We start from the raw sequence: 23,221 nt of genomic DNA, 5'->3' as shown, positions 1-23,221 counted from the left end.
TATCTAGGCAGGTCGTGCAGGTGTAGCCCCACACGCTGCCCTTCCACCGCCAGCACGGCCCGCCGCAGGACTGGCAGCGCGGACCGGCGTAATTGTCGGGCCGGGCGTTCCCGATGGTCGCGGTGCTCACGGCGTCACCGTCGCCGCGCCGATCACGGCCTCGTAGCCGATGGCTACCGTGCGCTCCGCGACGGCGGCGAAGATGTTGTGTTCCTGGTCAATCGCGGTTCTGACCTGCGCTTCATTCCGCCAGCCGTAGGGCTGACTGGTGGCCACGATGGTGCTCTGCAGACCAGGGCCATAGCCGCCACCGAAGACCCACGTGTGCCCGAGCGGAGTCGTCAGCTTGGTGCCCGAACGGATCAGCAATTGCGCCTGAGCTGCGTACACCGCGAAATGCGGACTGGCGTGGATGACTCCGAGCACCCCGACCTCGGCCAACTGGGCTTCGAGGGTGGCCACGGCCCATTGCAGATCGTCCGCCGATGCCGGCGTGCCGGCGTCGGTCAGCAGCCGGTTGCTGAACTCATGCTCGACGGCGGTCTGTTCCTGCAGGCGCAGAATCTGAGCAGCGCGGCGCTCGACCTCGGCGCGGCTCGGGGCCGTCAGGTCGCACTCGTCGTAGGCCCACACGGTCATCGGCGCGAACGGGTCCAAGATGTCGGGCCGGTCGCCTTCCTTGCGCTCGGGGTTGTTCAACGGTGGGACCGGGCACCAGTCGGTGCCCCACACACCCGAGGCGTCTTCGCCGCCGAAGTTGGGGCCGCGCACCTCGACGCCGGCCAGGAAGCGAGTCGGGCCTGTCACCTCGGACCACGCTGTGACCTGGTACAACCCTTGCGGCGAGGGGTTGACCGGCGGGGCGTCGAACATCGCCGGGAGCAAGCTGCCGTAGGTCTCGACGGGTGGTGCGGTCACTGCAGGACTCCCAGCTCTCGAAGCTCATCGCGGGCGCGGTCGGCCGGCGACAGGGTGTGGTGGTCGGGGCGGTTCATTCGGTAAACCCGGTCGCGGTCGAGCCGGCGGGTCAGTGCGAGTGCTGCGCGGTCCACCTCGGACAATGCCGCGAGCAGCCGGTCGGCGACGTTCGGTGTTCCCGCATTGCCCAACAGCGCGGCCAGGGCGGTGTCGTACGGCTCGGCGAGCGTGACCAGGGTGGCCGGCCAGGTGCCGGAAACCAGCATGTCGGCGGTGACCTCGGGCGCTGCGGGGCGAGGGGTCAGGTCGACCAACGCGGTAATGCTGCGCCCCCGGTCCTCGGTCCCGAGGTGGCGGGTCCGGCGCTCGGCGTCGGCCTGCGCGAGCAACCCGACCACGACGTGCACGGCCTGGTGCACCGCGTCGGCCAGCTCGACGACCGCGCGCAGATAGGCGACCGGATTCGGCGCGTCGGCGACACGCTCGGCCAGCTGCGAGCAGATCGCGGCCACCTCGTCGGTCAGCGACCAGTCAGCCGTCCACGCATAGATCGGCAGCACCTTCCGACGCCGGTCGCGTAGCTCCGTCTGGGTATAGACCGGCGCGGCCTGCGGACGCTGAGAAGCAAGGAACGCGGGTGTCCTGTTGCGGGCGTTGGGGATCACGCGATCACCGCCTCACGCAACCGGGCCGTCAGGGCGTCGAGGTGGTCGGGCGCGATCTGGCCGGCCTCGGCGTCGATGGCACGGCGTGCGCGCCAGAACGCCAACGCCTGCCGGCAGGCGACCACCTCGGGGTCGTCGTTGCCACGGCCACGGCTCAGATACGCGGCCAGGCGAGCCGACCACTGACTCGGCGTGAGCGCGGCCGGGTCGGTCAGCGAGTGCGGAACAACAGCGGTCATAACCCCATGAGAGCACAGCGCCGTGCAGCCGGGCTGCCACGCTGTGACGGTCGGCGTGTCGCCAAACTCGTTGTGGCAGTTACCCGTTCAAGTCGGGTAAGTGCGTTCTACCCGTCGGCCTCGCTGTCTGATAGGTCGTCGGCGTTGTCTTCCCCATACGGATCGGTGAACTCATAGAGCACCGAACCGACCAGTCGTTCGACCGCAATCGCCGTCGGGTCAGGCATCGGGCGGCCTTCAACGAACGCTAGCCGCTCTGCCGAAATGTATGCCAAACGGACGGCCTGAATCACCAGCACACGACGAAGGCCTTCGGAGACTTCACCGCGCTCGCGCGCAACCGCTGCTAGCCTCGAAATGGTCTCAGCGCGCCGGGCGATGCGAATGTCTGGATGACCGCGTTCTTTGCGAACCTCGTCGTCAACGACCTTCCAGCGCAACGACTGTGGTAGTTCGACGGACTCGGAAATTGGCGGAATTTTCTCGTTGAGGATGGCTTTGAAGCGGCTGCCTCCGATAGCAAGGATGTAGGCGGTGTATTCGCATGCGTCGAGCCGTTTCCTGGCGTCGGCGTAGTTCGCGCTCTTGCTGTTCACGCCTTCCAGGTCCCAGAGGGGCCACACCTCCACTTCGGCTACCTCGAAAGGGTCGAGAATCCGCATCGCTACGACATCGGTGCGTTGGTTAGTGAGGTGCCGGCCGATGCGGGCGCTCAGCCGCTCGTTGGTTTGGCCGACATAGATCGGCTCGCCGTCGTAGTCGTAAAAGGCGTAGACGCCCCATTGAGCACCGGCCCACTTTCGGCCCTGGCCGTCTGTTGCGTTGACGAACTTTCGCAACTCGCCGCGAAACCGGCGGACATCATCTGCGGGAAGTAAACCCTTGCGGGGCCTCGACGGGGTTGGATTCGGGGAAGCGGTGCCCTTACTGGACATATGCAGCTGTTTCCAGGTTAACTACTGACGCCGCCAGCTCACCCCGAAGCAGCGGCATCAGGTAGTGCTTGCCTAGCCACGCGACGACCGGCACGGCCACGGCATCACCGAACCCGAACAGCGCCTGGTTAGTGCGCGCGCCAGCCAAGTTGTACGCAGGCGCGCCCATCAGCCGGGCGTATTCCAGCGGGGTCATCCACCGCACCTGCAGGCGCTTGTTGCCGAGCCGGACCACGGCCTGCTTTGATGACCCGCCGCGTGCGGTGCGTAGGCAGCCAGAGATGTCGTCGGGCCGAACTTCCCAAACGGCCACGCCGGCGCGGGTGCGCCTGTAGGCGGTGCGGTACTTGGTGCCGGCCTCGCGCTTGAGTTGAGCTACCCGGTCACGCTGCATCGGCGACAGCGATGACACGAACGCCGCCGTGCGCTCGGCGTCCCACCACCGCTCATCACTGGCCGGCATTTCCTCGATCAGTTCTGACAGACCGTCAGTCAGGGGCGCGGGCGGCGCTGGCAGGTGGGCGCGGTGAGTGCGCAGCTTGGGATCGCCATAGACCCATTGAAGGTAGTCGGGACGCAATTCGGAGTGCGGCTCAGTCGTATCAGCGGGCGGGTTGAGCGCACCGACGACGAACATGCGCGGGCGCGACTGCGGCAGAAACCTGCGCGCGTCGAGGGCCAGGACATCGACCGAATAACCCAGTTCGTTGAACGCGGTTATAGCGGCGGCGAGGTCATCGCCGCCGTGCGAGGTGGCCAAGCCGGTGACGTTTTCCAACACGACGACCTCGGGCAATGTTTGCCGTAGCAGTCGCAGCACTTCGACAAATCCCCAAAAAGCGCCCGACTCGCGGCCGGCTAAACCGGCGCGGCCACCAGCCAACGACAAGTCGGTGCATGGCGACGACGCCCACGCGAGCGCGGCGTCGGTCGGCAGATCAGTCCCTTTAACCTTCGCAACGTCCCCTAAGACGAAGGCATGCCCGGCGGACTCCCCGAACTGGGCGAGGTACATGTCGCGTTTGTCGCGCTCGTAGTCGTTAGCCCAAGCAACCCGAAAACCGGCCTTCTCCAACCCCATTCGGGCCAGCCCTATCCCTGCGAAGAATTCGATGGCCTTGGGCTTGGACCGGGCAGCGCGAATCGAACGGACGTTCCCCACGGGACAGACAGTATCGCCCGATCCCGTCAAGTCGCGTGAGGCTGCACCGAGTCGCACCAAACTGCACCAGGTCACACCAGGTCACACCAGGTCGCACCAGGTCGCACTGAGTAGCGTCACCGAGGTGGCCAAGTCGTGGGCGAGCAGCGAACACGCCCGCCGGTCGATGCAAGGGAACCGCAGTCGCGACACCGCGCCGGAGATGGCGGTGCGACGGTTGGTCCATGCGATGGGCCTGCGTTACCGGGTCAACGCCCGGCCGCTGCCGGCGCTGCGCCGCACTGCCGATCTTGTCTTCACCCGCCGCAGGATCGCGGTGTTCATCGACGGCTGCTATTGGCACGGATGCCCCGAACACCACCGCCAGCCGCGCGCCAACGCCGACTACTGGTCAGCGAAGGTGGCGCGCAACCAAGCACGCGACGCCGCGACGGACCAGACGCTGACGGCGGCGGGCTGGACCGTGCTGCGCTTCTGGGCGCACCAGCCGCCCGCCGAGGTGGCCGAAGCCGTCCGCGCCGCCGTCAGCGGCTAACGCTCGAAGTGCCCGTAACCGTCGATGGCGTAGACGGGCACACCACCGACCATGCCCACGGCAGGGAACACGAACCGCTCGGTGTAGGAATCGTGGATCAACGCCCCGTCGCCCTCGATTACCGTGTCCGGCCCCATCGTCCAGTGCTCGACGTAGCGGCGGAACGCCTCGGCGGTGACAACGGGGACGCCGCCCAGAAAGCCCACGGCGAGCAGCCAGGCGTCGGGGTCGCCCGCTATGTCCGACCGCACGCTGTCGCCCGTCCAGTCAATACCGTCGATGCCGTTCATGGTGGTTCCTATTCTCACTGCTCGGCGTCCCAGCTGAGCACCGCCATCGCGGCGCTGGCCAGGGCCTTGCCCGCGTGCAGCATGTCGTCGTCGGTCGGGCCACGACCGTCCCACCGCGCTAGGGCGGTGGACAACTGCTCGACCAGGTTGGCAGGGATCATCGGTCGGCCACCTGGCGGTCCATCTGGGTGAAGTGCCAGCTAGTGCCCGGCCACTGGCCCGGCTCTTGGTGGGCGGCTTGAAGATTGCGCATCCTTGCGGACACCGCCGTCGGGGTGCGTCCAAGCTGTTTGGCCAGCTCCCTTATCTCGGCGTGCTGGGCGGTGAGCTTTCCGCACCGGCGAAACAGGTCGTCCACCCTGATGACGTGTTCCAGGGTCCAGGGCTGTGCCACCACCCGTTCCCGCGTGTTGTAAACCGTCGCCCTGCTGACGCCGTACTCTCGGGCCAACGCCGAAGCGGACTCACCCTCGGCTAGCCGCTGTGCCACCGCCTCGGCCTGTTCCTCGGTCAGCGACGGCATCCGGCCTTTGTAGACACCTTTGTCCTTGGCGATGGCGATGCCTTCGCGTTGGCGTTCAAGCAATAACGCGCGCTCGAACTCGGCGACCGCTCCCATCACTGACAGCATTAGGACGGCGCACGGTTCGGCGGTGTCGCTGGTGAAAGTCAGACCTTCCTTGACGAATCGGACGTTGACGCCCCGTGCGGTCAGGTCGTCCACCGTGCGCCGTAGGTCGACTAGCGACCGGGCCAGCCGGTCCATGCTGTGAACCACCAATTCGTCGCGGTCACGGACATATCCGAGGCACTCGGTCAGCGCCGGCCGGTCGGTGTTCTTGCCGCTGGCGTGGTCGGTGAAGATTCTGTCTAATTGGAGGCCGTCTAGTTGGCGTTCGGTATTCTGGTCAGCAGTGCTAACGCGGACGTAGCCGACGGTTTGACCCTTACTCACGTGTACCCCTTAGTTGTCTAAATGGACTCAAGAGTCATAGTAGAGCACTGTCAATCAGACCGCAATCCGGCCCTAATTAGACGGCGAATGCCGCCGGAGCGACCGTCTCGAATGGCTACAGTCCAGATAGACGGCTGGCGAAACCCGTTGTGGCGGTCGCCCGTTCAAGCCGGCGACTCGCAGCTATGGACGCCAACCAGATGTCGGGTCGTAGCCATTGCCGCCGATGTTGCGCCGCATCCACGCCGGCGGTGCGGCGGACTGCGCGGACTGGATCGGCTGCGGGGCGGGCAGCGGCTCAGGTTCCGGCTCGGGCACCGAAGCTATCGCGGGTGGTGCCGCAGGATCGGCCGGCGCGGGCGCGGGGTCGCCGATGTTCGACCAGCCGGCCAGATCGTCCGGCACTTCGCCGCTGTATGCCTCGCTGAGCGAATCGGGCTGCGCGCCGGGGTCACTGCCCTCGGCCGTCGCTGTTTGGCCGTAAGCGTCAGCCACCGCCTGCGCGCGCAGCCCGCCCACGAACTCGCCCAGCTCTCCGTGCGCAGCAATGCGCTCGATCAGGCGGGCCGCTTCGTTCGCGAACTCGACATCGCTGGGTGAAGTGCCCACCGCGACGCGAGTCGGGGCGTCCAGTCCGAGCAGCTTGGCCCGCCGGCCCATGATCGACAGCGCCGTCCTGATCGCGTCCATATCGCCGCTGCACGCCTTCGGCCAGATGGCGCGCTGCATGGCATCGAGCCGCTGCCCTTCAAGCTGTCGCAGTTCCTCGGCACCCTCGCACTCGATCCGCGACAGCAGTCGGTCGACCGCCTTGCGCGGTCCCGACTCGTCGCTGTATTTCAGCTCGGCCGCGATGGCGGCATAGGTCAAGCCCGAAGTTCGCAGCTCAAGGGCTTGCGCGGCACGCTGCCTCTCGTCTGCGTCGGGCCGGTTCTGGGTCGGATCGCTCATCGTTTCGTTCCTCTCGGTATTCGGGTGGTCGGACAGGCCAGAGCGGACAGCTCGGCCGGTTCACAGCGCCAGGGGGGCACGGGCACGGTTGGCCTCGGCGAGCCGCATGTCGTCGGCGTCGCCCAACGCGACGTAGTTGCGGCCTCGGATCTTGCACGTCCAGACGCGGCCCGCGAAGTGCAGCGCGATCAGACGTTCGTTCGCACGGTCCAGCGAGCCGGGCAGCCGCTGCCGGATCGCAGCCCACGGGTGCAATTCCTCGCCGCCGCTGCTGGTCTGCGCTTCGGTGAGTGCGGCCAGGATCGCGGCGTCTAGCTGGTCATCGGTCGGTTGGGTCGATTGGGTGTTGCTGTTGACGGTCATCTCGGTTTCCTCGGTTGCAGTTAGCTCGGCGTCGGTCGCCGGGCAGTCGGTGAATTGAGTCGATGACGCCGCCTCTCCCGAGGTCAACCAACGGCGGCGTCGCGGCGGTCATTAGGTCAAGGCTCGCCGCCTCTCACAGCCAATGCGGCACCGTGCGGCACTGTGCGGCGTCGACCTAACGTGTCCTGACCAGCAGCAACGCCCGCGCTCTGACCCGCCGCTCTCGCAGGTGCCGCATGATGCCGCATCGGTGCCGCACGCAATGCCGCATTGGTTGGACGCCGCCTCACCTGCGGAAACGGTGAAATGCCGCATATGCCGCACGATTTCGTACGATCCGCCGCCGCCTCGCTGCTCAGCGACGCACAAACACGCTGGGCAGACAGACAATAAGTCCTTCTGCCTAATTTCAAGAGGGCTGCGGTAGCTGCGGCATATTGCCTAAAATCGTGCGGCATATGCGGCACGGGGACGTTTTCCCAGCTCAGAATGCCTAGCGTCAATGCGGCATTGCGTGCGGCATCCATGCGGCATCGTGCGGCACCGTGCGGCGTCACAACAGCTCCGAACCATGCGGCGGCGCAGCAAGCGGGTGCAGGTAGACCACCGTCACGCCGTCAACGATCTTGAGCCGAACGATGTTGTAGTCACCAAGCACGTCTAGCACCGGATCGCGAGTGCTCTTGCGGCGCAACACAATCGGTCCGTTCTTACTCACCTCGCGCAGCCGTATCGGATACATTGGCATCACCTGGTGTCGCTTGCGGAGGTAGTCGAGCGCGGCGGCGAGGTCAGACAGCTTCACCATGCCCGTGTCGGCGATCCCGAATGCGGCACGTGTGTGGGCGGCGAAGAACTCCCCGATGCGCCACGCGGCGGCGACCGTCTCGGCTGACACCAGCTTGTCGGCACCGTCAGCGCCGTGCTCCGCCATGTGCCGCAGCAGCGCCACGCGGATCACACGGCCAACGTGCTTGCCACCCCACGCTTCCATGTCGCCGCTCAGGTCACCGCCGCCGGTCAGCCGCCGTTCCACGCGGCGCTGTAATTCTGCGATCTGCTCACGCGCTGCCGGGCTGAATTTGACCGCGACCGGCCCGGCTTCGCGTTCGTGCAGCCGCCGCGCCAGATCGGTCAGAGCTGCGGCGTATGCGGCACTGACATGCTCGGGCGTCGGCACAGCGGCGTCGGGATCGCGGTGGCCTGCCATCGAGCGCGGTTGCGCGACGGACAGCCGCGAGAGCAACCCGAAGCCCTCGAATCGCTGATCGGCGCGCACCTCGGCCAGCACGGCGGGTTGCAGGGCCACGCAGACCGTCAATGCCGGCCGGTCGATCACCTCACCTGTTCGGCCGGCACGGTCCACGATGATCTGATCGCCGACATAACCCTTGAGCCAGGTGTCCAGATTCGCCATCCCGCGCGAGTACCGGCCCGCGAGCGTGCCAAACACGCCGCCCTCGGCCGATACCACGGCCAAACGACCGCTGTTCGCCGCCAGGCGCGCGGTCAGCGCCTCGGGCGTCGCATCGTCGGCGAGCAGGCGCGGCAGCTCGGGCACAACGATTTCGGCAGCCGCAGCCGCCAGCCTGACCGCACGCTCCACGGGGTCGAGGCCGGCTCCGGCATACCCGCTGTCCTCACCGCTGCTCCGCTTGCTCGCGTCGAGCTTGGACGCTTCGCGCTCGGCGTTCTCGGCGCGCTGCTTGGCGATGCGCTGTCGTGCCAACGCCTCGGTCCGGCGCGGCTGGATGACCTCGGCCATTTGCCGCTCAGCGGCCCGCAGCGGCTCGACGGCGCGAGACAGTACCGGACTCTTGCGCTCGCTCGGCCCAGCGACGATGGCCAGGTGCAGTACGACGACCTCGCGCCAGTCGTGCTGCACCTCGGCCTCGACGCAGCCGCCGCACGCCGCCGACAACGCACCGAGCACCATCGGGCCAACCATCGCGGTATCGACCTGCAGCGCGGCGGCGGTCGCCGCGACCATCGCGGCATACGGTCCTGGCAGCGCGTCGGCCGGAAACGGCGGCAAGCTCCCAGCGCGCAGCGGCACCGGGTCGGCGTCGAACAGGGCCGCGATGTCGCGTTCGCGCTGCTCGTAGTCGTCGGCATCGCGTTTGCCGAACGGACCCTTCCTCGCGGCGTCGTCGGCGGTATTCTGAGACCTGTTGGCGGTCAATGGCTCGGCTGCCTTTCTCGGTGATAGCGCCCCGTCGGACTCGGTGACCGGCGGGGCGCTCGCATGTTTGCGGTCAGGCGCGCGGCGTCTCGGTGTTGGCGTCGATATACGCGCGAATGTCCTTGACGCGGTAGAAGATTCGCCGACCGTGACGCACATAGGGGATACCGACGCCGCGATAACGTTCCTGCGCCAGCACCGCCTCGGTCGTGTGAAAGTGCCGAGCGACATTCCTCGGCGGCACTAGGGCTTCGGGTTCATCGAAAGGGATTGCGGGGCTGACTGTGGTTGTTGGCATATCATCTATATTGCACCGTAATGAAGAACGGTCTACGGTTAATAACTGTGAGTGAGACCCCGCGCGGATATTCACCCCGTCGAACGAATGAGGTGGTCGATGTCGCGGTGCACGCCGACGAACCTCGACCCGTCTGGATCACGGTCCACGACCACGCGCACACCTACGAAATCGCCTGGCACGACACCGCCAATGGTCCGGTCATCACTGATCTGCGCGTCACATCGGCCAACGGCGCTCCCATCAAGACCGACAGCCTCAAGCGGATTAGGACAGACAAGCTGCTGCGGGCAGCGCGCAGGTACGACACCGCCACCGCCGCCGAGGCCGGCCGCAAGCTGCGCGCGACGTTTGACGCCGCGCTCGGGAGCACCGACGTGGACACCAGCGGTATCGAGGCACTGCGGTTCACCGACGGTCTTGCCGATGCCCTGATCAGGAACGCGCCGCCTGGTGCGGAGGTGCCGATCCCGAAGCGCCGCCGGGGCGGTCGTCCTCCGACTATCACGCGAGAGTTCCTGGCGTTGGTCGCTGATTGGGCACGCGAGGGCCGTGACCGCGATGCCGCCGTTTATCCCTTTGTGGGCGCACGCGCTGCTGCCCACCTCGGCATCGACCACGCCGTGCCGGACGACACCGTGAAGGGGTGGATACGGCGATGCAAGCAGGTCGAGCCGCCGCTACTCGGTCGCGACGAATTGCGCCGGCCGCGAACACCCAGCACCACCGCCAAGGGAGAGGACTGCTAGCGATGGCCAGCATTACCAAGTACAAGACAAAGGCCGGCGAGCAGCTGTGGCGCGTGCAATATCGGACACCGGACAACAAACTAACCGGCGCGCGAGGCTTCAAGAACAAGCGCGACGCCGAGAACTACGCCGCGACCGTCACCGTGAGCAAGGCGCGCGGCGAGTACATCGACCCCGCCGACGCGCGGGTCACGATGGGCGACCTCGGGCCGGCATGGCTGGCACGCAGGACGCACCTCAAACCGTCGAGTCGGCGCGTCGAGGAAGTCGCCTGGCGTGTCCACGTCGCGCCGAAATGGGGTTCGGTGAAGCTCGCCGATGTCCGGCACAGCGCCGTGCAGACGTGGGTGGCGGCGATGGGTCGCGAGGTCACCGACGCCGAGGGCAAGGTCACCAAGTCAGCCAGCGGGCCAGTGACCATCATCCGCGCGTACAACGTGCTCGCGGGCATTCTCGATGACGCCGTGCGGGACCGCCGCCTGGTCAGCAACCCGGCACGTGGCGTGAAGCTGCCCCGCAAGGTGAAGCGAGAGCACAGCTACCTGACCGATGACCAGGTAATGGCGCTGGCCACCGAGGCCGGTCCCGATAAGGGGGTCGTTGTCCTGCTTCTCGCGTACTGCGGGCTGCGGTGGGGCGAGCTGGCCGGTTTGCACGTTGCCGACATCGACATGCTGCGCCGCCGCATCCACGTCAGGCGCAACGCGGTCGACGTGGGCGGCACGGTCGAGGTCGGCACCCCGAAGACGCACGAACGTCGCTCGATCCCGTTCCCGAAATTCCTGGTCGACCCGCTGGCTGCGGCCTGCCAGGGCAAGAGTCGCGACGGCATCGTGTTCCCGGCCGGCAGCGGTGGCTACGCCAAGTCGCCGGGCATGAAAACGTGGTTTGACGGAGCTGTGACTCGCTGTGTCGCCGCCGCCGGCCGAGCGCGCGCCGTCGAGCGCGAGGCTGCGCCCGACCGCGAGCCGGTCTCCGCCGTGTTCCCGCGCGTCACGCCGCATGATCTTCGACACACCGCCGCCTCGCTGGCCGTGTCGGCGGGCGCGAACGTCAAGGCGGTACAGAAGATGCTCGGGCACAAGTCGGCGGTGATGACGCTCGACACCTACGCCGACCTGTTCGACCGGGACGCCGAGGCGGTCGCCGACGCCCATGACCAGCGCCTCGGAGCGGTCGTTTTCCCGACGAATGTAGTCAATATGTAGTCACGCCGGCCGTAGTCACGCCCTCGGCGCGGCGACGGTGTGCCGCTGACCTGCAACAACATTCGCTGTCGTCCTGGTGCCCTCGGTGAGATTCGAACTCACACTGGACGGGTTTTGAATCCGTTTCCTCTGCCAGTTGGGATACGAGGGCTGATGCCGGTCTCCCACCTTAGAGCAACCCCCCGAGTGACCGCGCACAGCCGTCACGTCACAATGTCCGTCATGACCGGCCCCACCACCGATGCCGCCGCCGCTCCGCCGCCGCGCCGGGTCCTCATTGCGGAAGACGAAGCGCTCATCCGTATGGACCTGGCCGAGATGCTGCGAGAGGAGGGGTATGACATCGTCGGCGAGGCCGGCGATGGGCAGGAAGCTGTTGAACTGGCCGAACAGCACAAGCCCGACCTGGTGATCATGGACGTGAAGATGCCACGTCGTGACGGCATCGACGCGGCGGCCGAGATCGCCAGTAAGCGCATCGCGCCGATCGTGGTGCTGACCGCGTTCAGTCAGCGCGATCTGGTCGAGCGGGCGCGCGATGCCGGGGCGATGGCCTATCTGGTCAAGCCGTTCACCGCGAGCGACCTGGTTCCGGCCATCGAATTGGCGGTCAGCCGATTTAGCGAGCTGACTGCGCTCGAGCGGGAAGTCGAGACGCTGTCGGACCGGCTGGAGACCCGCAAGCTGGTCGAGCGCGCCAAGGGCCTGCTGCAGGTCAAGCAGGGCATGACCGAGCCGGAAGCCTTCAAGTGGATTCAGCGCGCCGCCATGGACCGGCGCACGTCGATGAAGCGGGTCGCCGAGGTGGTGCTGGAAACCCTCGACACGCCCAAGGACGCCTGACCGCGAGCGTGCGCAGACGTACAGCGACACGCCGTTGGCGGTGGCATTTTGTGCACGCTCGCGCAGCCAAGCCAAGGACGCCTGACCGCGAGCGTGCGCAGATGTACAGCGACACGCCGTTGGCGGTGGCATTTTGTGCACGCTCGCGCAGCCAAGCCAAGGACGCCTGACCGCGAGCGTGCGCAGATGTACGGCGACACGTCGTTGGCGGTGGCATTTTGTGCACGCTCGCGCAGCCAAGCCAAGGACGCCTGACCGCGAGCGTGCGCAGATGTACGGCGACACGTCGTTGGCGGTGGCATTTTGTGCACGCTCGCGCAGCCAAGCCAAGGACGCCTGACCGCGAGCGTGCGCAGATGTACAGCGACACGCCGTTGGCGGTGGCATTTTGTGCACGCTCGCGCAGCCCGAAACAGGGAGAAGCGCTAGCGGGCGACGATCACCGACGACCCGTGCCCGAACAACCCCTGGTTCGCGGTGACGCCGACGCGCGCACCCTCTACCTGCCGGCCCGTCGCCTGGCCACGCAGCTGCCAGGTCAACTCGCAGACCTGAGCGATCGCCTGGGCCGGAATCGCCTCGCCGAAGCACGCCAGCCCACCCGACGGGTTGACCGGAACACGGCCGCCCAAAGCGGTGTCGCCAGAACGCAATAGCGCCTCGGCCTCGCCCTTGGGGCACAGCCCCAAATGCTCATACCAGTCGAGCTCCAACGCAGTCGACAGGTCGTAGACCTCGGCCAGGCTGACGTCTTCGGGGCCGATACCGGCCTCGGCATAGGCGGCATCGAGGATCTGGTCTTTGAACACCCGCTCGGGCGCCGGCACCACAGCGGTGGAATCCGTTGCGATATCGGGCAATTCAGGGAGGTGCTGCGGGTACTGCGGGGTCACCGTACTCACCGCGCGCACCGACGGCACACCCTCCAGCGAACCGAGATGCTTGCGGGCGAACTCCGCGCTGGCCACGATGAGCGCGGCCGCGCCGTCAGAGGTGGCGCAGATGTCCAGCTGGCGCAACGGGTCGGACACGACGGGGCTGGCCAGCACGTCCTCCACCGAGGATTCCTTGCGGTAGCGGGCATTCGGGTTCTGCAGGCCGTGCTGGGAGTTCTTCACCTTGACCTGAGCGAAGTCCTCGGAGGTGGCCCCGTACAGGTCCATCCGGCGCCGCGCCAGCAGCGCGAAGTACACCGGGTTCATCGCACCGATCAGGTGGAACCGCTGCCAGTCCGGGTCGTTTTTGCGTTCACCGCCGACCGGGGCGAATGCGCCCTTGGGGGTGGTGTCGGCGCCGATGACCAGCGCCACGTCGCAGAAGCCGGCCAGGATGTGCGCACGGGCACTCTGTAGCGCCTGCGAGCCGCTGGCGCACGCGGCGTAGCTGGAGCTGACCGGCACACCGTTCCAGCCGAGCTTCTGCGCAAACGTCGACCCGGCAATAAATCCTGGGTAGCCGTTCCGAATCGTGTCAGCCCCGGCGACCAGCTGGATCTGGCGCCAATCCAGCCCGGCTTCGGCCAGCGCCGCCCGGGCGGCCACCACGCCGTATTCGGTGAAGTCGCGGCCCCACTTGCCCCACGGGTGCATGCCCGCGCCGAGGATGTACAGCGGCTCCGGAGTACTCATGATGCGATCCTCATTTCTGCCGCTCCTCCTCATCGCTTCGCTCTGCATCGTCGCCGGCAGGCCTCCACGCGTGCACGATGCGTTCGACTCCGTCGTTGTCGGTGAACAGGGTCATGGTCGTCAACTCCATCTCCATGCCGACTTTCAGATCCGCGGCGAGCGTGCCCTCAATTACCTTGCCCAGCACGATGATTCCCTCGTCGGCGAGTTCGACGGCGGCGATGGCGAAGGGCTCGAACGGGTCCGCGGCGGGGTAGGGCGCCGGCGGCGGATACCGGTTCTCGGTATAGCTCCACAGCTTCCCGCGCCGCGACAACTCCACCGACTCCAACGAGTCGCTGGCGCAGCCCGGGTTCGGGCAGTTGTTCTCGCGCGGCGGGAAGACGTAAGTGCCGCACGCGGGGCACTTGCTGCCGATCAGATGGGGGTGTCCGGCGTCATCGGTGGCGAACCACCCGTCGATGGCCGGTTCTTGGCTGGTGACCTCTGGCACCAGGCCAGATTACTGAACGAGGGCCGGAAAACTGAAACGTGTTCCAGTCACCGGGTCGCCGACTCGCCGGTCACCCGGTGAGATCGGCGGGCGCAGGCGGTCATACCGGGAAACTGACCACGCGCACGAAGGAGCATTTCATGTTGATCATCGCGGGCCACATCGTCGTCGACCCACTGCAGCGCGACAGCTACCTGGCTACTTGCACAGAAGTCGTCGCACAGGCCCGGCGCACACCGGGCTGTCTGGATTTCGCCATCAGCGCCGACCCGCTGAATCCTGGTCGCGTCAACATCATCGAACGGTGGGAGTCGCAGGCCGCCGTCGACACCTTTCGCGGCAGCGGACCGAGCGACGATCAACAAGACGCCATAGTTTCCGGCTGTGTCTGCGAGTACGAGATAGCTGCCCAGCGTCGGCTGCTGTGATGTCGGCGGCGGTGCCTAGAGTGGGGCCGTGAGCCCAGCAAGGACCGCAGCCGCCGCGGCCAATCCCGCAGACACGGCCAACGACAAACCCACCCTGATGCTGCTGGACGGCAACTCGCTGGCATTCCGCGCCTTCTACGCCCTGCCGGCCGAGAACTTCAAAACCCGGGGCGGCCTGACCACCAATGCGGTCTACGGCTTCACCGCCATGCTGATCAACCTGCTGCGCGACGAGGGCCCGACGCACATCGCGGCGGCATTCGATGTATCCCGGCAGACGTTCCGGTCGGAGCGCTACCCCGAGTACAAGGCGAACCGGTCCTCTACCCCTGACGAGTTCCACGGCCAGATCGACATCACCAAAGAGGTGCTCGGCGCCCTGGGCATCACGGTCCTGGCCGAGCCCGGCTTCGAGGCCGACGACATCATCGCCACGCTGGCTACCCAGGCCGAGAACGAGGGCTACCGGGTGCTGGTGGTCACCGGCGACCGGGATTCGCTGCAGCTGGTCAGCGAGGACGTCACGGTGCTCTACCCGCGCAAGGGCGTCAGCGAGCTCACCCGCTTCACCCCCGACGCCGTCGTCGAGAAATACGGCCTGACCCCGCGGCAGTATCCGGATTTCGCCGCGTTGCGCGGCGACCCGTCCGACAACTTGCCGGGCATCCCGGGGGTGGGGGAGAAGACGGCCTCGAAGTGGATTATCGAGTACGGCTCGCTGCAGGGACTGGTCGACAACGTGGAGTCGGTGCGCGGCAAGGTCGGGGACGCACTGCGGGCGCACGTGGCCAACGTCGTCCTCAACCGGGAACTCACCGAACTGGTCAAGGATGTGCCGCTGGCGCAGACACCGGACACGTTGCGGCTGCAGCCCTGGGACCGCGACCACATCCACCGGCTCTTCGACGATCTGGAATTCCGCGTGCTGCGGGACCGGCTTTTCGACACACTGGCCGCCGTCGAACCCGAAGTCGACGAGGGCTTCGACGTGCGCGGGGGCGCCCTGGCACCTGGCACCGTCGGGCAGTGGCTGGCTGATCACGCCAGTGACGGCCGTCGATCCGGCCTGACGGTGGTGGGCACCCACCTGCCGCACGGCGGGGACGCTACCGCGCTGGCCATCGCCGCCGCCGATGGGGACGGCGCCTACATCGACACCGCCACCCTGACACCCGAGGACGACGCGGCGCTGGCGGCCTGGCTGGCCGACCCCGACAAACCCAAGGCCCTGCACGAGGCCAAGTTGGCGATCCACGACCTGCGCGGCCGCGGTTGGTCGCTGCAGGGGATCACGTCCGACACCGCGCTCGCCGCCTACCTGGTGCGGCCGGGCCAGCGCAGCTTCACCCTCGACGACCTTTCGCTGCGCTACCTCAGGCGTGAACTGCGCGCGGAAACCGCTGAGCAACAACAACTTTCGCTGCTCGACGACACCGACGGCACCGACGACCAGGCCGTGCAGACCGCGATCCTGCGGGCGCGTGCCGTCATCGACCTGGCTGACGCGCTTGACGCCGAGTTGGACCGGATCGATTCCACCGCTCTGCTGGGCGAGATGGAGCTTCCGGTGCAGCGGGTGCTGGCGGATATGGAAGGCGTCGGCATCGCCGTCGACCTGACCATGCTCACCGAGCTGCAGAGCCAGTTCGCCGACGAGATCCGCGACGCTGCCGAAGCCGCCTACGCAGTGATCGGCAAGCAGATCAACCTGGGCTCGCCCAAACAGCTGCAGGTGGTGCTGTTCGACGAACTCGGCATGCCCAAGACCAAACGCACCAAGACCGGTTACACCACCGACGCCGACGCCCTGCAATCACTGTTCGACAAGACCGGCCACCCGTTCCTGCAGCACCTGCTGACCCACCGCGACGTCACCCGGCTCAAGGTCACGGTGGACGGTTTACTGAACTCGGTGGCCGCCGACGGGCGGATCCACACCACCTTCAACCAGACCATCGCCGCGACCGGCCGGCTGTCCTCCACCGAACCCAACCTGCAGAACATTCCGATCCGCACGGACGCCGGACGGCAGATCCGCGACGCTTTTGTCGTCGGTAAGGGTGACTACACCGAGTTGATGACCGCCGACTACAGCCAGATCGAAATGCGGATCATGGCGCACCTGTCGCGCGACGAGGGGCTGATCGAGGCGTTCAACACGGGCGAGGACCTGCACTCCTTCGTCGCCTCGCGGGCCTTCGGGGTGCCGATCACCGAGGTGACCGGTGAACTGCGGCGCCGGGTCAAGGCCATGTCCTACGGGTTGGCCTACGGGCTGAGCGCCTACGGGCTGTCCGCCCAGCTCAAGATCTCCACCGAGGAGGCCAAAGAGCAGATGGACCAGTACTTCGCCCGATTCGGCGGCGTGCGCGACTATCTGCTCGCCGTCGTCGAGCAAGCCCGCAAGGACGGCTACACCTCGACGGTGCTGGGCCGGCGGCGCTACCTGCCCGAGTTGGACAGCAGCAACCGCCAGGTGCGCGAGGCCGCCGAACGGGCCGCGCTCAACGCCCCGATCCAGGGCAGTGCCGCCGACATCATCAAGGTGGCGATGATCGAGGTGGACAAGGCGATCAAGGCCAGCGGACTGGCGTCGCGCATGTTGCTGCAAGTCCACGACGAATTGCTGTTCGAGATCGCACCCGGGGAACGTGACCAGCTCGAGGCGCTGGTCCGCGACAAAATGGGCGGGGCCTATCCGCTCGACGTGCCGCTCGAGGTGTCGGTCGGCTACGGCCGCAGCTGGGACGCCGCCGCCCATTAAATGTGGCTCGCGAATCTAGACTGCTGAGATGTCGGAGGTCGCTGAGCGCCGCCCGCTCCTTCGTTACCCGCTGATGGTGGCGTCGAAGATGTTCGCGCTGCTGCCGGCACCGGTGGCCGACGCGTTCCTGGCCGTGGTGGCCCGACTCGTGTACTGGCGCGGCCGCGCCCAGCATCTGAACGTCCTGCAGGATTTTCGCGACAACGTTGACCCGACGGCCCAGTTCTCGACCCGCAAGTGGCAGCCGGTCCGCGCGATGTACCGCGCTCTGGTCCGCAACGCCAACGACGCCATCTGGTTCCTCGCGGCCCCGCATAGCGCCGCGCGGCGGCGCTTCCACATCGCCGACCCGTCACCCATTCATGCCGCGCTCGATGCCGGCCGCCCCGCCGGAGTTGGCGCCATCGTCGCCTTCCCTCATCTGGGTTCCTACGCGGCGCTGCCGATCGTGCTCGCGCTCAACGGTTTGCCCACCACGGTGGTCGCCAATCGGCAGCGTGCGCTGATGCAGTGGGTGATCACCCGCGGTGCACATAAGGCCGGTTTGGAGCTCATCGTCGTCGAGCGCACCGGCGGCGTCAGTATCACCTCGGCCATGGCCGATGCCATCAAGCGCGGTCGCATCGTCGCGATCGCCGGCGACTACTTTCGGGCCCGCGAAGGAGGCGGCAGCGGAATCCAGGTCGACCTGGCCGGAATCAAACGCTCGATAGGGCCGGGACCGGCGTTGCTGGCGTTGCGCACCGGCGCACTGATCGTGCCGGGCGCGGTTTTCCAGCACAAACACCAGCGTGAGCCGGTTTTCGGCCAGCCGATCCCTGCCGAAGTCCCGCTCGGCGGTGACGATCAGAACGTGCGAGACGCGGTGCAGGAGACCTCACAGCGAGTGGCGGACGCAATCGCGCTCTTCATCGAGCGCGAGCCGCAGCAGTGGCTGATGCCCGGGGGACTGGTGTCCGATTCGATCGGGCGCGGCCGCTGACCACGCTTCGGTGGGGGGCGAGTTTGTCCAGCTTGCGCCCCGTCGAGTAGCCTCAACGGGTAAACCCAAATGTCCCTTCGATGAACCCTGTCCGGAGCAACCCAACAATATGCCGAGTCCCACCGTCACCTCGCCGCAAGTAGCCATCAACGACATTGGCACCAGCGAGGACTTTCTAGCCGCAATAGACAAAACGATCAAGTACTTCAACGATGGCGACATCGTCGAGGGAACCATCGTCAAAGTGGACCGGGACGAGGTGCTCCTCGACATCGGCTACAAGACCGAAGGGGTCATCCCCGCCCGCGAGCTCTCCATCAAGCACGACGTCGACCCCAATGAGGTCGTTTCCGTCGGCGACGAGGTCGAGGCCCTGGTTCTCACCAAAGAGGACAAAGAGGGCCGGCTCATCCTCTCCAAGAAGCGTGCGCAGTACGAGCGCGCCTGGGGCACCATCGAGGAGCTCAAGGAGAAGGACGAGGCCGTCAAGGGCACCGTCATCGAGGTCGTCAAGGGTGGCCTGATCCTCGACATCGGGCTGCGTGGCTTCCTGCCCGCCTCGCTCGTCGAGATGCGCCGCGTGCGCGACCTGCAGCCGTACATCGGCAAGGAGATCGAAGCCAAGATCATCGAGCTGGACAAGAACCGCAACAACGTGGTCCTGTCCCGCCGCGCGTGGCTGGAGCAGACCCAGTCCGAGGTGCGCAGCGAATTCCTCAACCAGCTGCAGAAGGGCACCATCCGCAAGGGTGTCGTCTCCTCCATCGTCAACTTCGGCGCCTTCGTCGATCTGGGCGGGGTGGACGGCCTGGTGCACGTCTCCGAGCTCTCGTGGAAGCACATCGACCACCCGTCCGAGGTGGTGCAGGTGGGCGACGAGGTCACCGTCGAGGTGCTCGACGTCGACATGGACCGCGAGCGGGTTTCGTTGTCGCTCAAGGCGACTCAGGAAGACCCGTGGCGTCACTTCGCCCGCACCCACGCCATCGGCCAGATCGTGCCGGGCAAGGTCACCAAGCTGGTGCCCTTCGGTGCGTTCGTCCGTGTCGAGGAGGGCATCGAGGGTCTGGTGCACATCTCCGAGCTGGCCGAGCGCCACGTCGAGGTGCCCGACCAGGTGGTTGCCGTCGGCGACGACGCGATGGTCAAGGTCATCGACATCGACCTGGAGCGGCGCCGAATCTCGTTGTCGCTCAAGCAGGCCAACGAGGACTACACCGAAGAGTTCGACCCCGCGAAGTACGGCATGGCCGACAGCTACGACGAGCAGGGCAACTACATCTTCCCCGAGGGCTTCGACGCCGAGACCAACGAGTGGATCGAAGGTTTCGACGCGCAGCGCAACGAGTGGGAGGCCCGTTACGCCGAGGCCGAGCGCCGGCACAAGATGCACACCGCGCAGATGGAGAAGTTCGCTGCTGCGGAGGCGGCGGACCACGCCAGCGGCGGTTCGTCGTCGTCCAGCAGCAGCTCCTCGGAGAAGTCCGCGGGTGGGTCGCTGGCCAGCGACGCCCAATTGGCGGCTCTGCGGGAAAAGCTCGCCGGCAGCGCGTAACCGGCGCAGATGCTGCGCATCGGGCTGACCGGCGGTATCGGCGCCGGGAAGTCGGCGCTGTCGAAGACCTTCTCCGACTGCGGTGGAATCATCGTGGACGGGGATGTCATCGCGCGCGAGGTGGTCGAACCAGGGACCGAAGGACTGGCGTCGCTGGTAGACGCCTTCGGCGAAGACATTCTCCGTCCCGACGGTGCCCTGGATCGGCCGGCGTTGGCGGCCAAGGCTTTTGCCGATGAGGAAGAGCGCAAGAAGCTCAACGGCATCGTGCATCCTCTGGTCGCCAAGCGCCGGGCGGAGATCATCGACGCCGTCGCTCAGGATTCCGTTGTCGTGGAAGACATTCCACTGCTCGTGGAATCGGGTATGGCGCCGCTGTTCCCGCTCGTCGTAATCGTGCACGCCGACGTGGAACTGCGGGTGCGGCGCCTGGTGGAGCAACGCGGCATGACCGAGAGCGACGCCCGCGCGCGGATTGCCGCACAGGCCAACGACGATCAGCGTCGTGCCGTCGCGGACATCTGGCTGGACAACTCAGGCACCCAGCAAGATCTGGTGCTGCGTGCCCGCGACGTATGGCACAACCGCGTCCTGCCGTTCGCGCACAACCTGACCGAACGCCGGCCTGCGCGCCCGCCGGCGCACCTGGCTCCTGCCGACTCGACATGGCCGCACCAGGCTCGCCGCATCGTCAACCGGTTGAAGACCGCGGGCGGCCATCGGGTGGTGCGGGTCGACCACATCGGCTCGACGGCGGTGCCGGACTACGACGCGAAGGATGTCATCGACATCCAGGTGACCGTCGAATCCCTGGATATGGCCGACGAACTCGCTGATTCACTGTTGGCCGCCGGTTACCCGCGTCTCGAGCACATCACGCAGGACACCGCGAAGGCCGATGCCCGCAGTACCGTGCCCGGCTTCGACCGCACTGACGATGCGGCATTGTGGCACAAGAGGATTCATGCTTCTGCTGACCCTGGGCGGCCCACCAATGTGCACATTCGGGTGGCCGGCTGGCCCAATCAGCAGTTCGCGCTGTTGTTCGTCGACTGGTTGAAAGCCAATCCCGCGGTGCGCGAAGACTATCTGGCGATCAAGCGGGCGGCGGAAGCGCACGGTGCAGGCGACACGGCGCGTTATGCGACCGCCAAGGAACCGTGGTTCCTCGACGCGTACCGGCGCGCATGGGAGTGGGCGGACACCACCGGCTGGAAGCCCTAGCACCGACCCAGTCACCGGCCCGGTAACGTCGTTTCATGCCGTTCGTGACGGACATTCTCGGGCCGCGGCGCCCTGTTGCCGACGCGGCGGCGCCCTTGGTGGCGGGGCGGCGACGTCGCACCAGCACCATCGACACCCACCCGGATGACACGGGCGGCTCGCACGTCGACCTGCGCGCCCGCGACGCCGACGGCATTGGTACACGGGCAGAGGTCCGCCTCGGTGCCCGGCTGGTTGATCAGGTCATCGCGGAGATCTCGGTAACGCCGCAGGTCAGCGGCGTGGATCGGCTGCTGGGTGAACGGGTCGGCCGTGGTTTCCGATCGACGGTTGCGACGCTGTTCCCGGAAGAGATCGCGCGGTCGAGCCTGTTTCATCTGCTGCTCGACGACTGGGTTGGTGCGGCACTGGTGTCGGGCTACGGCGTCCAGCACGCGGCGATCGTCACGGGCACGGAGCAGAAGATGCCGCCCGGCGTCGCCGATCGGATAGCCGGGATCTGTGCGGGTTTCGCGCCGCAGGCGTCGTTGATCCAGTACACGCGTCGCCACGATGTCATCCCGACGGGCCGCGGGCCGGCGGCACCGGCGCTGGACGGGCTGCACGACGTCGAACCGTTGCGAGCGCACGGGATGCGTAGATTCCGTCGCCTGGAATTGTGGCCGGTCGACGGGGGTGCGGCGGCATTCGACGCGCGTTTCCGTGATTCCCACATGGACGACGAGCTCAACGAGACGATCGTGCACGAGTACACGGTGGCGGGCACGGTCGACACCTCGTCGCGCTCTATCACCTCGGTCGATGCCCAGGTGCGGGTGCTGCCGTGGCAGGAGTGCCCGGGAGCGATCGGTAGTGCGGGCCGCATCGAAGGCATGACGCTCCGCGAGCTTCGTGACCGCGTCCGTGGTGAGTTGGTCGGCACCAGCACGTGCACCCACCTCAACGACACCCTGCGCGCGATCGCCGATCTGGACGCGCTCCTCGAGCCGTCACCATGGGACTCTGGTCTTCGTCAACCGACCTGACGGGCCTGTCGACTTCATCCGATCGACACAGGTATCTTGTCGACACGCAAGGCACCCCAATGCTGAGGACCTCGGGCGGACGTGAAGCGGCACCCTCAGCTCGACGATCAGGAGTTGACCCGTGAGCGTCAATCCATTTGACGACGAGAATGGCAGCTTCTTTGTCTTGATCAACGACGAAGAACAACACAGCTTGTGGCCGACTTTTGCCGATGTCCCCGACGGCTGGCGGGTGGTCTACGGCGAGGCGGCCCGAGCTGACTGCCTGGACTACATCGAGCAAAACTGGCCCGATATCCGGCCCAAGAGTCTGCGGGACCGGCTTGCCGAGCAACGGCCGAGCGATAACTGAACGTCGTTTCACCGCGGCTTCGCCAGAATCGAAGTACCGGGTTCTCTTTGATCTCACCTGATTGGTAGTCGATCAGGCCGGCCACGTCGTCATCAGCGACGGCGCCCCCCGTGATCATCGAGGTTCATGCTGTTCAGGGTCGGAATCCCGGCCGGCCGGGACGGTGATGTTGGGACTTTCGCCTCTTGTTGGCGCGGTCTGTGACGTGCTGAAATGGCGCGGTCTATATCGGGCCGGGGCGGCAGAAGAACGCGATACGTGATGACCAACATTGAGCACTCGGCGCAGTTCGTTGCACCCGAGGCCGTCTCGAAGCTGACCCATGGAGCTATGCGGAGCGGCGCCGCGTGAGAAATCTGTCACGTGACGTCGCGCGGTGTCGGATTCGGCGCCGCGCAACAATATTCGCCGATTCCGCGGACATGCCATGCGTTCCTCTTCGTGCGCGGCTATGTCAGAAACGCCTGGCTCGGGGGG

24 protein-coding genes, 1 tRNA gene and 1 pseudogene are annotated in these 23,221 nt (G+C 66.6%); 11 read left to right on the top strand and 15 right to left on the bottom strand.

Features of this window, described 5'->3' with window-relative positions; translation table 11 throughout:
* Window positions 1-126 precede the first annotated feature (126 nt).
* The 5 genes from QXH22_RS00385 to QXH22_RS00365 all read right to left on the bottom strand — a co-directional run bounded on the left by QXH22_RS00385 (window position 127) and on the right by QXH22_RS00365 (window position 3,919).
* Entirely contained in the window at window positions 127-918 is a 792-nt protein-coding gene (locus QXH22_RS00385) for a hypothetical protein (protein ID WP_306274682.1), read from the bottom strand.
* Window positions 915-1,583: a hypothetical protein gene (locus QXH22_RS00380; protein ID WP_306274681.1), complete on the bottom strand. Its 669-nt coding sequence runs from the start codon at window positions 1,581-1,583 to the stop codon at window positions 915-917. The genes QXH22_RS00385 and QXH22_RS00380 overlap by 4 nt, the downstream gene beginning before the upstream one ends.
* Window positions 1,580-1,822, bottom strand: a complete 243-nt coding sequence (locus QXH22_RS00375) for a hypothetical protein (protein ID WP_306274680.1) — start codon at window positions 1,820-1,822, stop codon at window positions 1,580-1,582. Before QXH22_RS00375 ends, QXH22_RS00380 begins: the two co-directional genes overlap by 4 nt.
* 107 nt (window positions 1,823-1,929) lie before the next feature.
* Window positions 1,930-2,757 carry a GIY-YIG nuclease family protein gene (locus tag QXH22_RS00370; RefSeq protein WP_306274679.1) on the bottom strand — a complete coding sequence of 276 codons (828 nt, stop codon included), beginning with the start codon at window positions 2,755-2,757 and terminating at the stop codon, window positions 1,930-1,932.
* Window positions 2,747-3,919, bottom strand: coding sequence for a DNA cytosine methyltransferase (locus QXH22_RS00365; protein ID WP_306274678.1), 1,173 nt, complete (start codon window positions 3,917-3,919; stop codon window positions 2,747-2,749). Before QXH22_RS00365 ends, QXH22_RS00370 begins: the two co-directional genes overlap by 11 nt.
* A gap of 124 nt (window positions 3,920-4,043) precedes the next feature.
* Between QXH22_RS00365 and QXH22_RS00360 the strand changes: the two genes are divergently transcribed.
* Window positions 4,044-4,454 carry a very short patch repair endonuclease gene (locus tag QXH22_RS00360; RefSeq protein WP_306274677.1) on the top strand — a complete coding sequence of 137 codons (411 nt, stop codon included), beginning with the start codon at window positions 4,044-4,046 and terminating at the stop codon, window positions 4,452-4,454.
* On the opposite strand, the gene QXH22_RS00355 is transcribed toward QXH22_RS00360, so the two are convergent.
* The 7 genes and pseudogenes from QXH22_RS00355 to QXH22_RS00325 all read right to left on the bottom strand — a co-directional run bounded on the left by QXH22_RS00355 (window position 4,451) and on the right by QXH22_RS00325 (window position 9,493).
* Window positions 4,451-4,744: a hypothetical protein gene (locus QXH22_RS00355; RefSeq protein WP_306274676.1), complete on the bottom strand. Its 294-nt coding sequence runs from the start codon at window positions 4,742-4,744 to the stop codon at window positions 4,451-4,453. The two genes, QXH22_RS00360 and QXH22_RS00355, sit on opposite strands and share 4 nt — an antisense overlap.
* A 14-nt stretch (window positions 4,745-4,758) precedes the next feature.
* Window positions 4,759-4,905 (bottom strand): hypothetical protein, encoded by a 147-nt coding sequence (locus tag QXH22_RS00350; RefSeq protein ID WP_306274675.1) that lies wholly within the window; start codon window positions 4,903-4,905, stop codon window positions 4,759-4,761.
* 236 nt (window positions 4,906-5,141) lie between these two features.
* Window positions 5,142-5,699: pseudogene (locus QXH22_RS00345) on the bottom strand (recombinase family protein); the annotation flags it as partial.
* A gap of 183 nt (window positions 5,700-5,882) precedes the next feature.
* The gene (locus QXH22_RS00340; protein ID WP_306274674.1) at window positions 5,883-6,650 is read right to left on the bottom strand and encodes a hypothetical protein; all 768 of its coding nucleotides are present in this window, start codon (window positions 6,648-6,650) and stop codon (window positions 5,883-5,885) included.
* Window positions 6,651-6,710: 60 nt separating this feature from the next.
* Window positions 6,711-7,013, bottom strand: coding sequence for a hypothetical protein (locus tag QXH22_RS00335; protein WP_306274673.1), 303 nt, complete (start codon window positions 7,011-7,013; stop codon window positions 6,711-6,713).
* Between the two features lie 553 nt (window positions 7,014-7,566).
* The gene (locus QXH22_RS00330; RefSeq protein WP_306274672.1) at window positions 7,567-9,195 is read right to left on the bottom strand and encodes a YfjI family protein; all 1,629 of its coding nucleotides are present in this window, start codon (window positions 9,193-9,195) and stop codon (window positions 7,567-7,569) included.
* A 73-nt stretch (window positions 9,196-9,268) separates the two neighbouring features.
* A complete protein-coding gene (locus QXH22_RS00325; RefSeq protein WP_306274671.1) occupies window positions 9,269-9,493 on the bottom strand; it encodes a DNA-binding protein in 225 nt (74 codons plus the stop codon).
* A 47-nt stretch (window positions 9,494-9,540) separates the two neighbouring features.
* Here QXH22_RS00325 and QXH22_RS00320 point away from each other — a divergent pair, with 47 nt between their 5' ends.
* Window positions 9,541-10,242, top strand: coding sequence for a hypothetical protein (locus QXH22_RS00320; protein ID WP_306274670.1), 702 nt, complete (start codon window positions 9,541-9,543; stop codon window positions 10,240-10,242).
* Window positions 10,243-10,244: 2 nt separating this feature from the next.
* Window positions 10,245-11,450, top strand: coding sequence for a site-specific integrase (locus QXH22_RS00315; protein ID WP_306274669.1), 1,206 nt, complete (start codon window positions 10,245-10,247; stop codon window positions 11,448-11,450).
* Window positions 11,451-11,524: 74 nt separating this feature from the next.
* Here QXH22_RS00315 and QXH22_RS00310 read toward each other — a convergent pair.
* Window positions 11,525-11,601, bottom strand: a tRNA-Leu gene (locus QXH22_RS00310).
* 71 nt (window positions 11,602-11,672) lie between these two features.
* Here QXH22_RS00310 and QXH22_RS00305 point away from each other — a divergent pair.
* Window positions 11,673-12,293 carry an ANTAR domain-containing response regulator gene (locus QXH22_RS00305; RefSeq protein WP_306240781.1) on the top strand — a complete coding sequence of 207 codons (621 nt, stop codon included), beginning with the start codon at window positions 11,673-11,675 and terminating at the stop codon, window positions 12,291-12,293.
* Between the two features lie 425 nt (window positions 12,294-12,718).
* Here the strand turns inward: QXH22_RS00305 and QXH22_RS00300 are convergent, their stop codons facing one another.
* Window positions 12,719-13,921 carry a lipid-transfer protein gene (locus QXH22_RS00300; protein ID WP_306240780.1) on the bottom strand — a complete coding sequence of 401 codons (1,203 nt, stop codon included), beginning with the start codon at window positions 13,919-13,921 and terminating at the stop codon, window positions 12,719-12,721.
* A 10-nt stretch (window positions 13,922-13,931) separates the two neighbouring features.
* Entirely contained in the window at window positions 13,932-14,414 is a 483-nt protein-coding gene (locus QXH22_RS00295) for a Zn-ribbon domain-containing OB-fold protein (RefSeq protein ID WP_306274668.1), read from the bottom strand.
* Between the two features lie 140 nt (window positions 14,415-14,554).
* On the opposite strand from QXH22_RS00295, the gene QXH22_RS00290 reads away from it, so the two are divergent.
* From QXH22_RS00290 to QXH22_RS00260, 7 genes are all read left to right on the top strand, one after another.
* Window positions 14,555-14,842, top strand: a complete 288-nt coding sequence (locus tag QXH22_RS00290) for a putative quinol monooxygenase (protein ID WP_306274667.1) — start codon at window positions 14,555-14,557, stop codon at window positions 14,840-14,842.
* A 97-nt stretch (window positions 14,843-14,939) separates the two neighbouring features.
* Window positions 14,940-17,606 (top strand): DNA polymerase I, encoded by a 2,667-nt coding sequence (polA, locus tag QXH22_RS00285; RefSeq protein WP_306275920.1) that lies wholly within the window; start codon window positions 14,940-14,942, stop codon window positions 17,604-17,606.
* A gap of 28 nt (window positions 17,607-17,634) precedes the next feature.
* Complete coding sequence (locus QXH22_RS00280; protein ID WP_306274666.1) at window positions 17,635-18,588, top strand: lysophospholipid acyltransferase family protein; 954 nt, start codon at window positions 17,635-17,637, stop codon at window positions 18,586-18,588.
* Window positions 18,589-18,697: 109 nt separating this feature from the next.
* Window positions 18,698-20,143, top strand: a complete 1,446-nt coding sequence (gene rpsA, locus QXH22_RS00275; protein ID WP_306240776.1) for a 30S ribosomal protein S1 — start codon at window positions 18,698-18,700, stop codon at window positions 20,141-20,143.
* A 9-nt stretch (window positions 20,144-20,152) separates the two neighbouring features.
* Entirely contained in the window at window positions 20,153-21,367 is a 1,215-nt protein-coding gene (gene coaE / locus QXH22_RS00270) for a dephospho-CoA kinase (RefSeq protein WP_306274665.1), read from the top strand.
* 35 nt (window positions 21,368-21,402) lie between these two features.
* Window positions 21,403-22,392 (top strand): DUF2889 domain-containing protein, encoded by a 990-nt coding sequence (locus QXH22_RS00265; RefSeq protein WP_306240774.1) that lies wholly within the window; start codon window positions 21,403-21,405, stop codon window positions 22,390-22,392.
* A gap of 121 nt (window positions 22,393-22,513) precedes the next feature.
* Window positions 22,514-22,744 carry an MbtH family protein gene (locus tag QXH22_RS00260; RefSeq protein WP_306240773.1) on the top strand — a complete coding sequence of 77 codons (231 nt, stop codon included), beginning with the start codon at window positions 22,514-22,516 and terminating at the stop codon, window positions 22,742-22,744.
* The last annotated feature ends 477 nt before the right edge of the window (window positions 22,745-23,221 follow it).

Source organism: Mycobacterium sp. TY814, from assembly GCF_030755175.1.
In the GTDB taxonomy this organism is placed as follows: domain Bacteria; phylum Actinomycetota; class Actinomycetes; order Mycobacteriales; family Mycobacteriaceae; genus Mycobacterium.
Note: the sequence above shows the minus strand (reverse complement) of the source record. Positions and strands in the feature narration are given on the sequence as shown.

Coding starts and splice junctions, on each gene's coding strand:
- QXH22_RS00325 (WP_306274671.1), bottom strand. CDS start 9,493: ATGCCAACAACCACAGTCAGCCCCGCAATCCCTTTCGATGAACCCGAA.
- polA (WP_306275920.1), top strand. CDS start 14,940: ATGCTGCTGGACGGCAACTCGCTGGCATTCCGCGCCTTCTACGCCCTG.
- QXH22_RS00280 (WP_306274666.1), top strand. CDS start 17,635: ATGTCGGAGGTCGCTGAGCGCCGCCCGCTCCTTCGTTACCCGCTGATG.
- coaE (WP_306274665.1), top strand. CDS start 20,153: ATGCTGCGCATCGGGCTGACCGGCGGTATCGGCGCCGGGAAGTCGGCG.
- rpsA (WP_306240776.1), top strand. CDS start 18,698: ATGCCGAGTCCCACCGTCACCTCGCCGCAAGTAGCCATCAACGACATT.
- QXH22_RS00300 (WP_306240780.1), bottom strand. CDS start 13,921: ATGAGTACTCCGGAGCCGCTGTACATCCTCGGCGCGGGCATGCACCCG.
- QXH22_RS00290 (WP_306274667.1), top strand. CDS start 14,555: ATGTTGATCATCGCGGGCCACATCGTCGTCGACCCACTGCAGCGCGAC.
- QXH22_RS00340 (WP_306274674.1), bottom strand. CDS start 6,650: ATGAGCGATCCGACCCAGAACCGGCCCGACGCAGACGAGAGGCAGCGT.
- QXH22_RS00350 (WP_306274675.1), bottom strand. CDS start 4,905: ATGATCCCTGCCAACCTGGTCGAGCAGTTGTCCACCGCCCTAGCGCGG.
- QXH22_RS00375 (WP_306274680.1), bottom strand. CDS start 1,822: ATGACCGCTGTTGTTCCGCACTCGCTGACCGACCCGGCCGCGCTCACG.
- QXH22_RS00265 (WP_306240774.1), top strand. CDS start 21,403: ATGCCGTTCGTGACGGACATTCTCGGGCCGCGGCGCCCTGTTGCCGAC.
- QXH22_RS00315 (WP_306274669.1), top strand. CDS start 10,245: ATGGCCAGCATTACCAAGTACAAGACAAAGGCCGGCGAGCAGCTGTGG.
- QXH22_RS00370 (WP_306274679.1), bottom strand. CDS start 2,757: ATGTCCAGTAAGGGCACCGCTTCCCCGAATCCAACCCCGTCGAGGCCC.
- QXH22_RS00335 (WP_306274673.1), bottom strand. CDS start 7,013: ATGACCGTCAACAGCAACACCCAATCGACCCAACCGACCGATGACCAG.
- QXH22_RS00355 (WP_306274676.1), bottom strand. CDS start 4,744: ATGAACGGCATCGACGGTATTGACTGGACGGGCGACAGCGTGCGGTCG.
- QXH22_RS00305 (WP_306240781.1), top strand. CDS start 11,673: ATGACCGGCCCCACCACCGATGCCGCCGCCGCTCCGCCGCCGCGCCGG.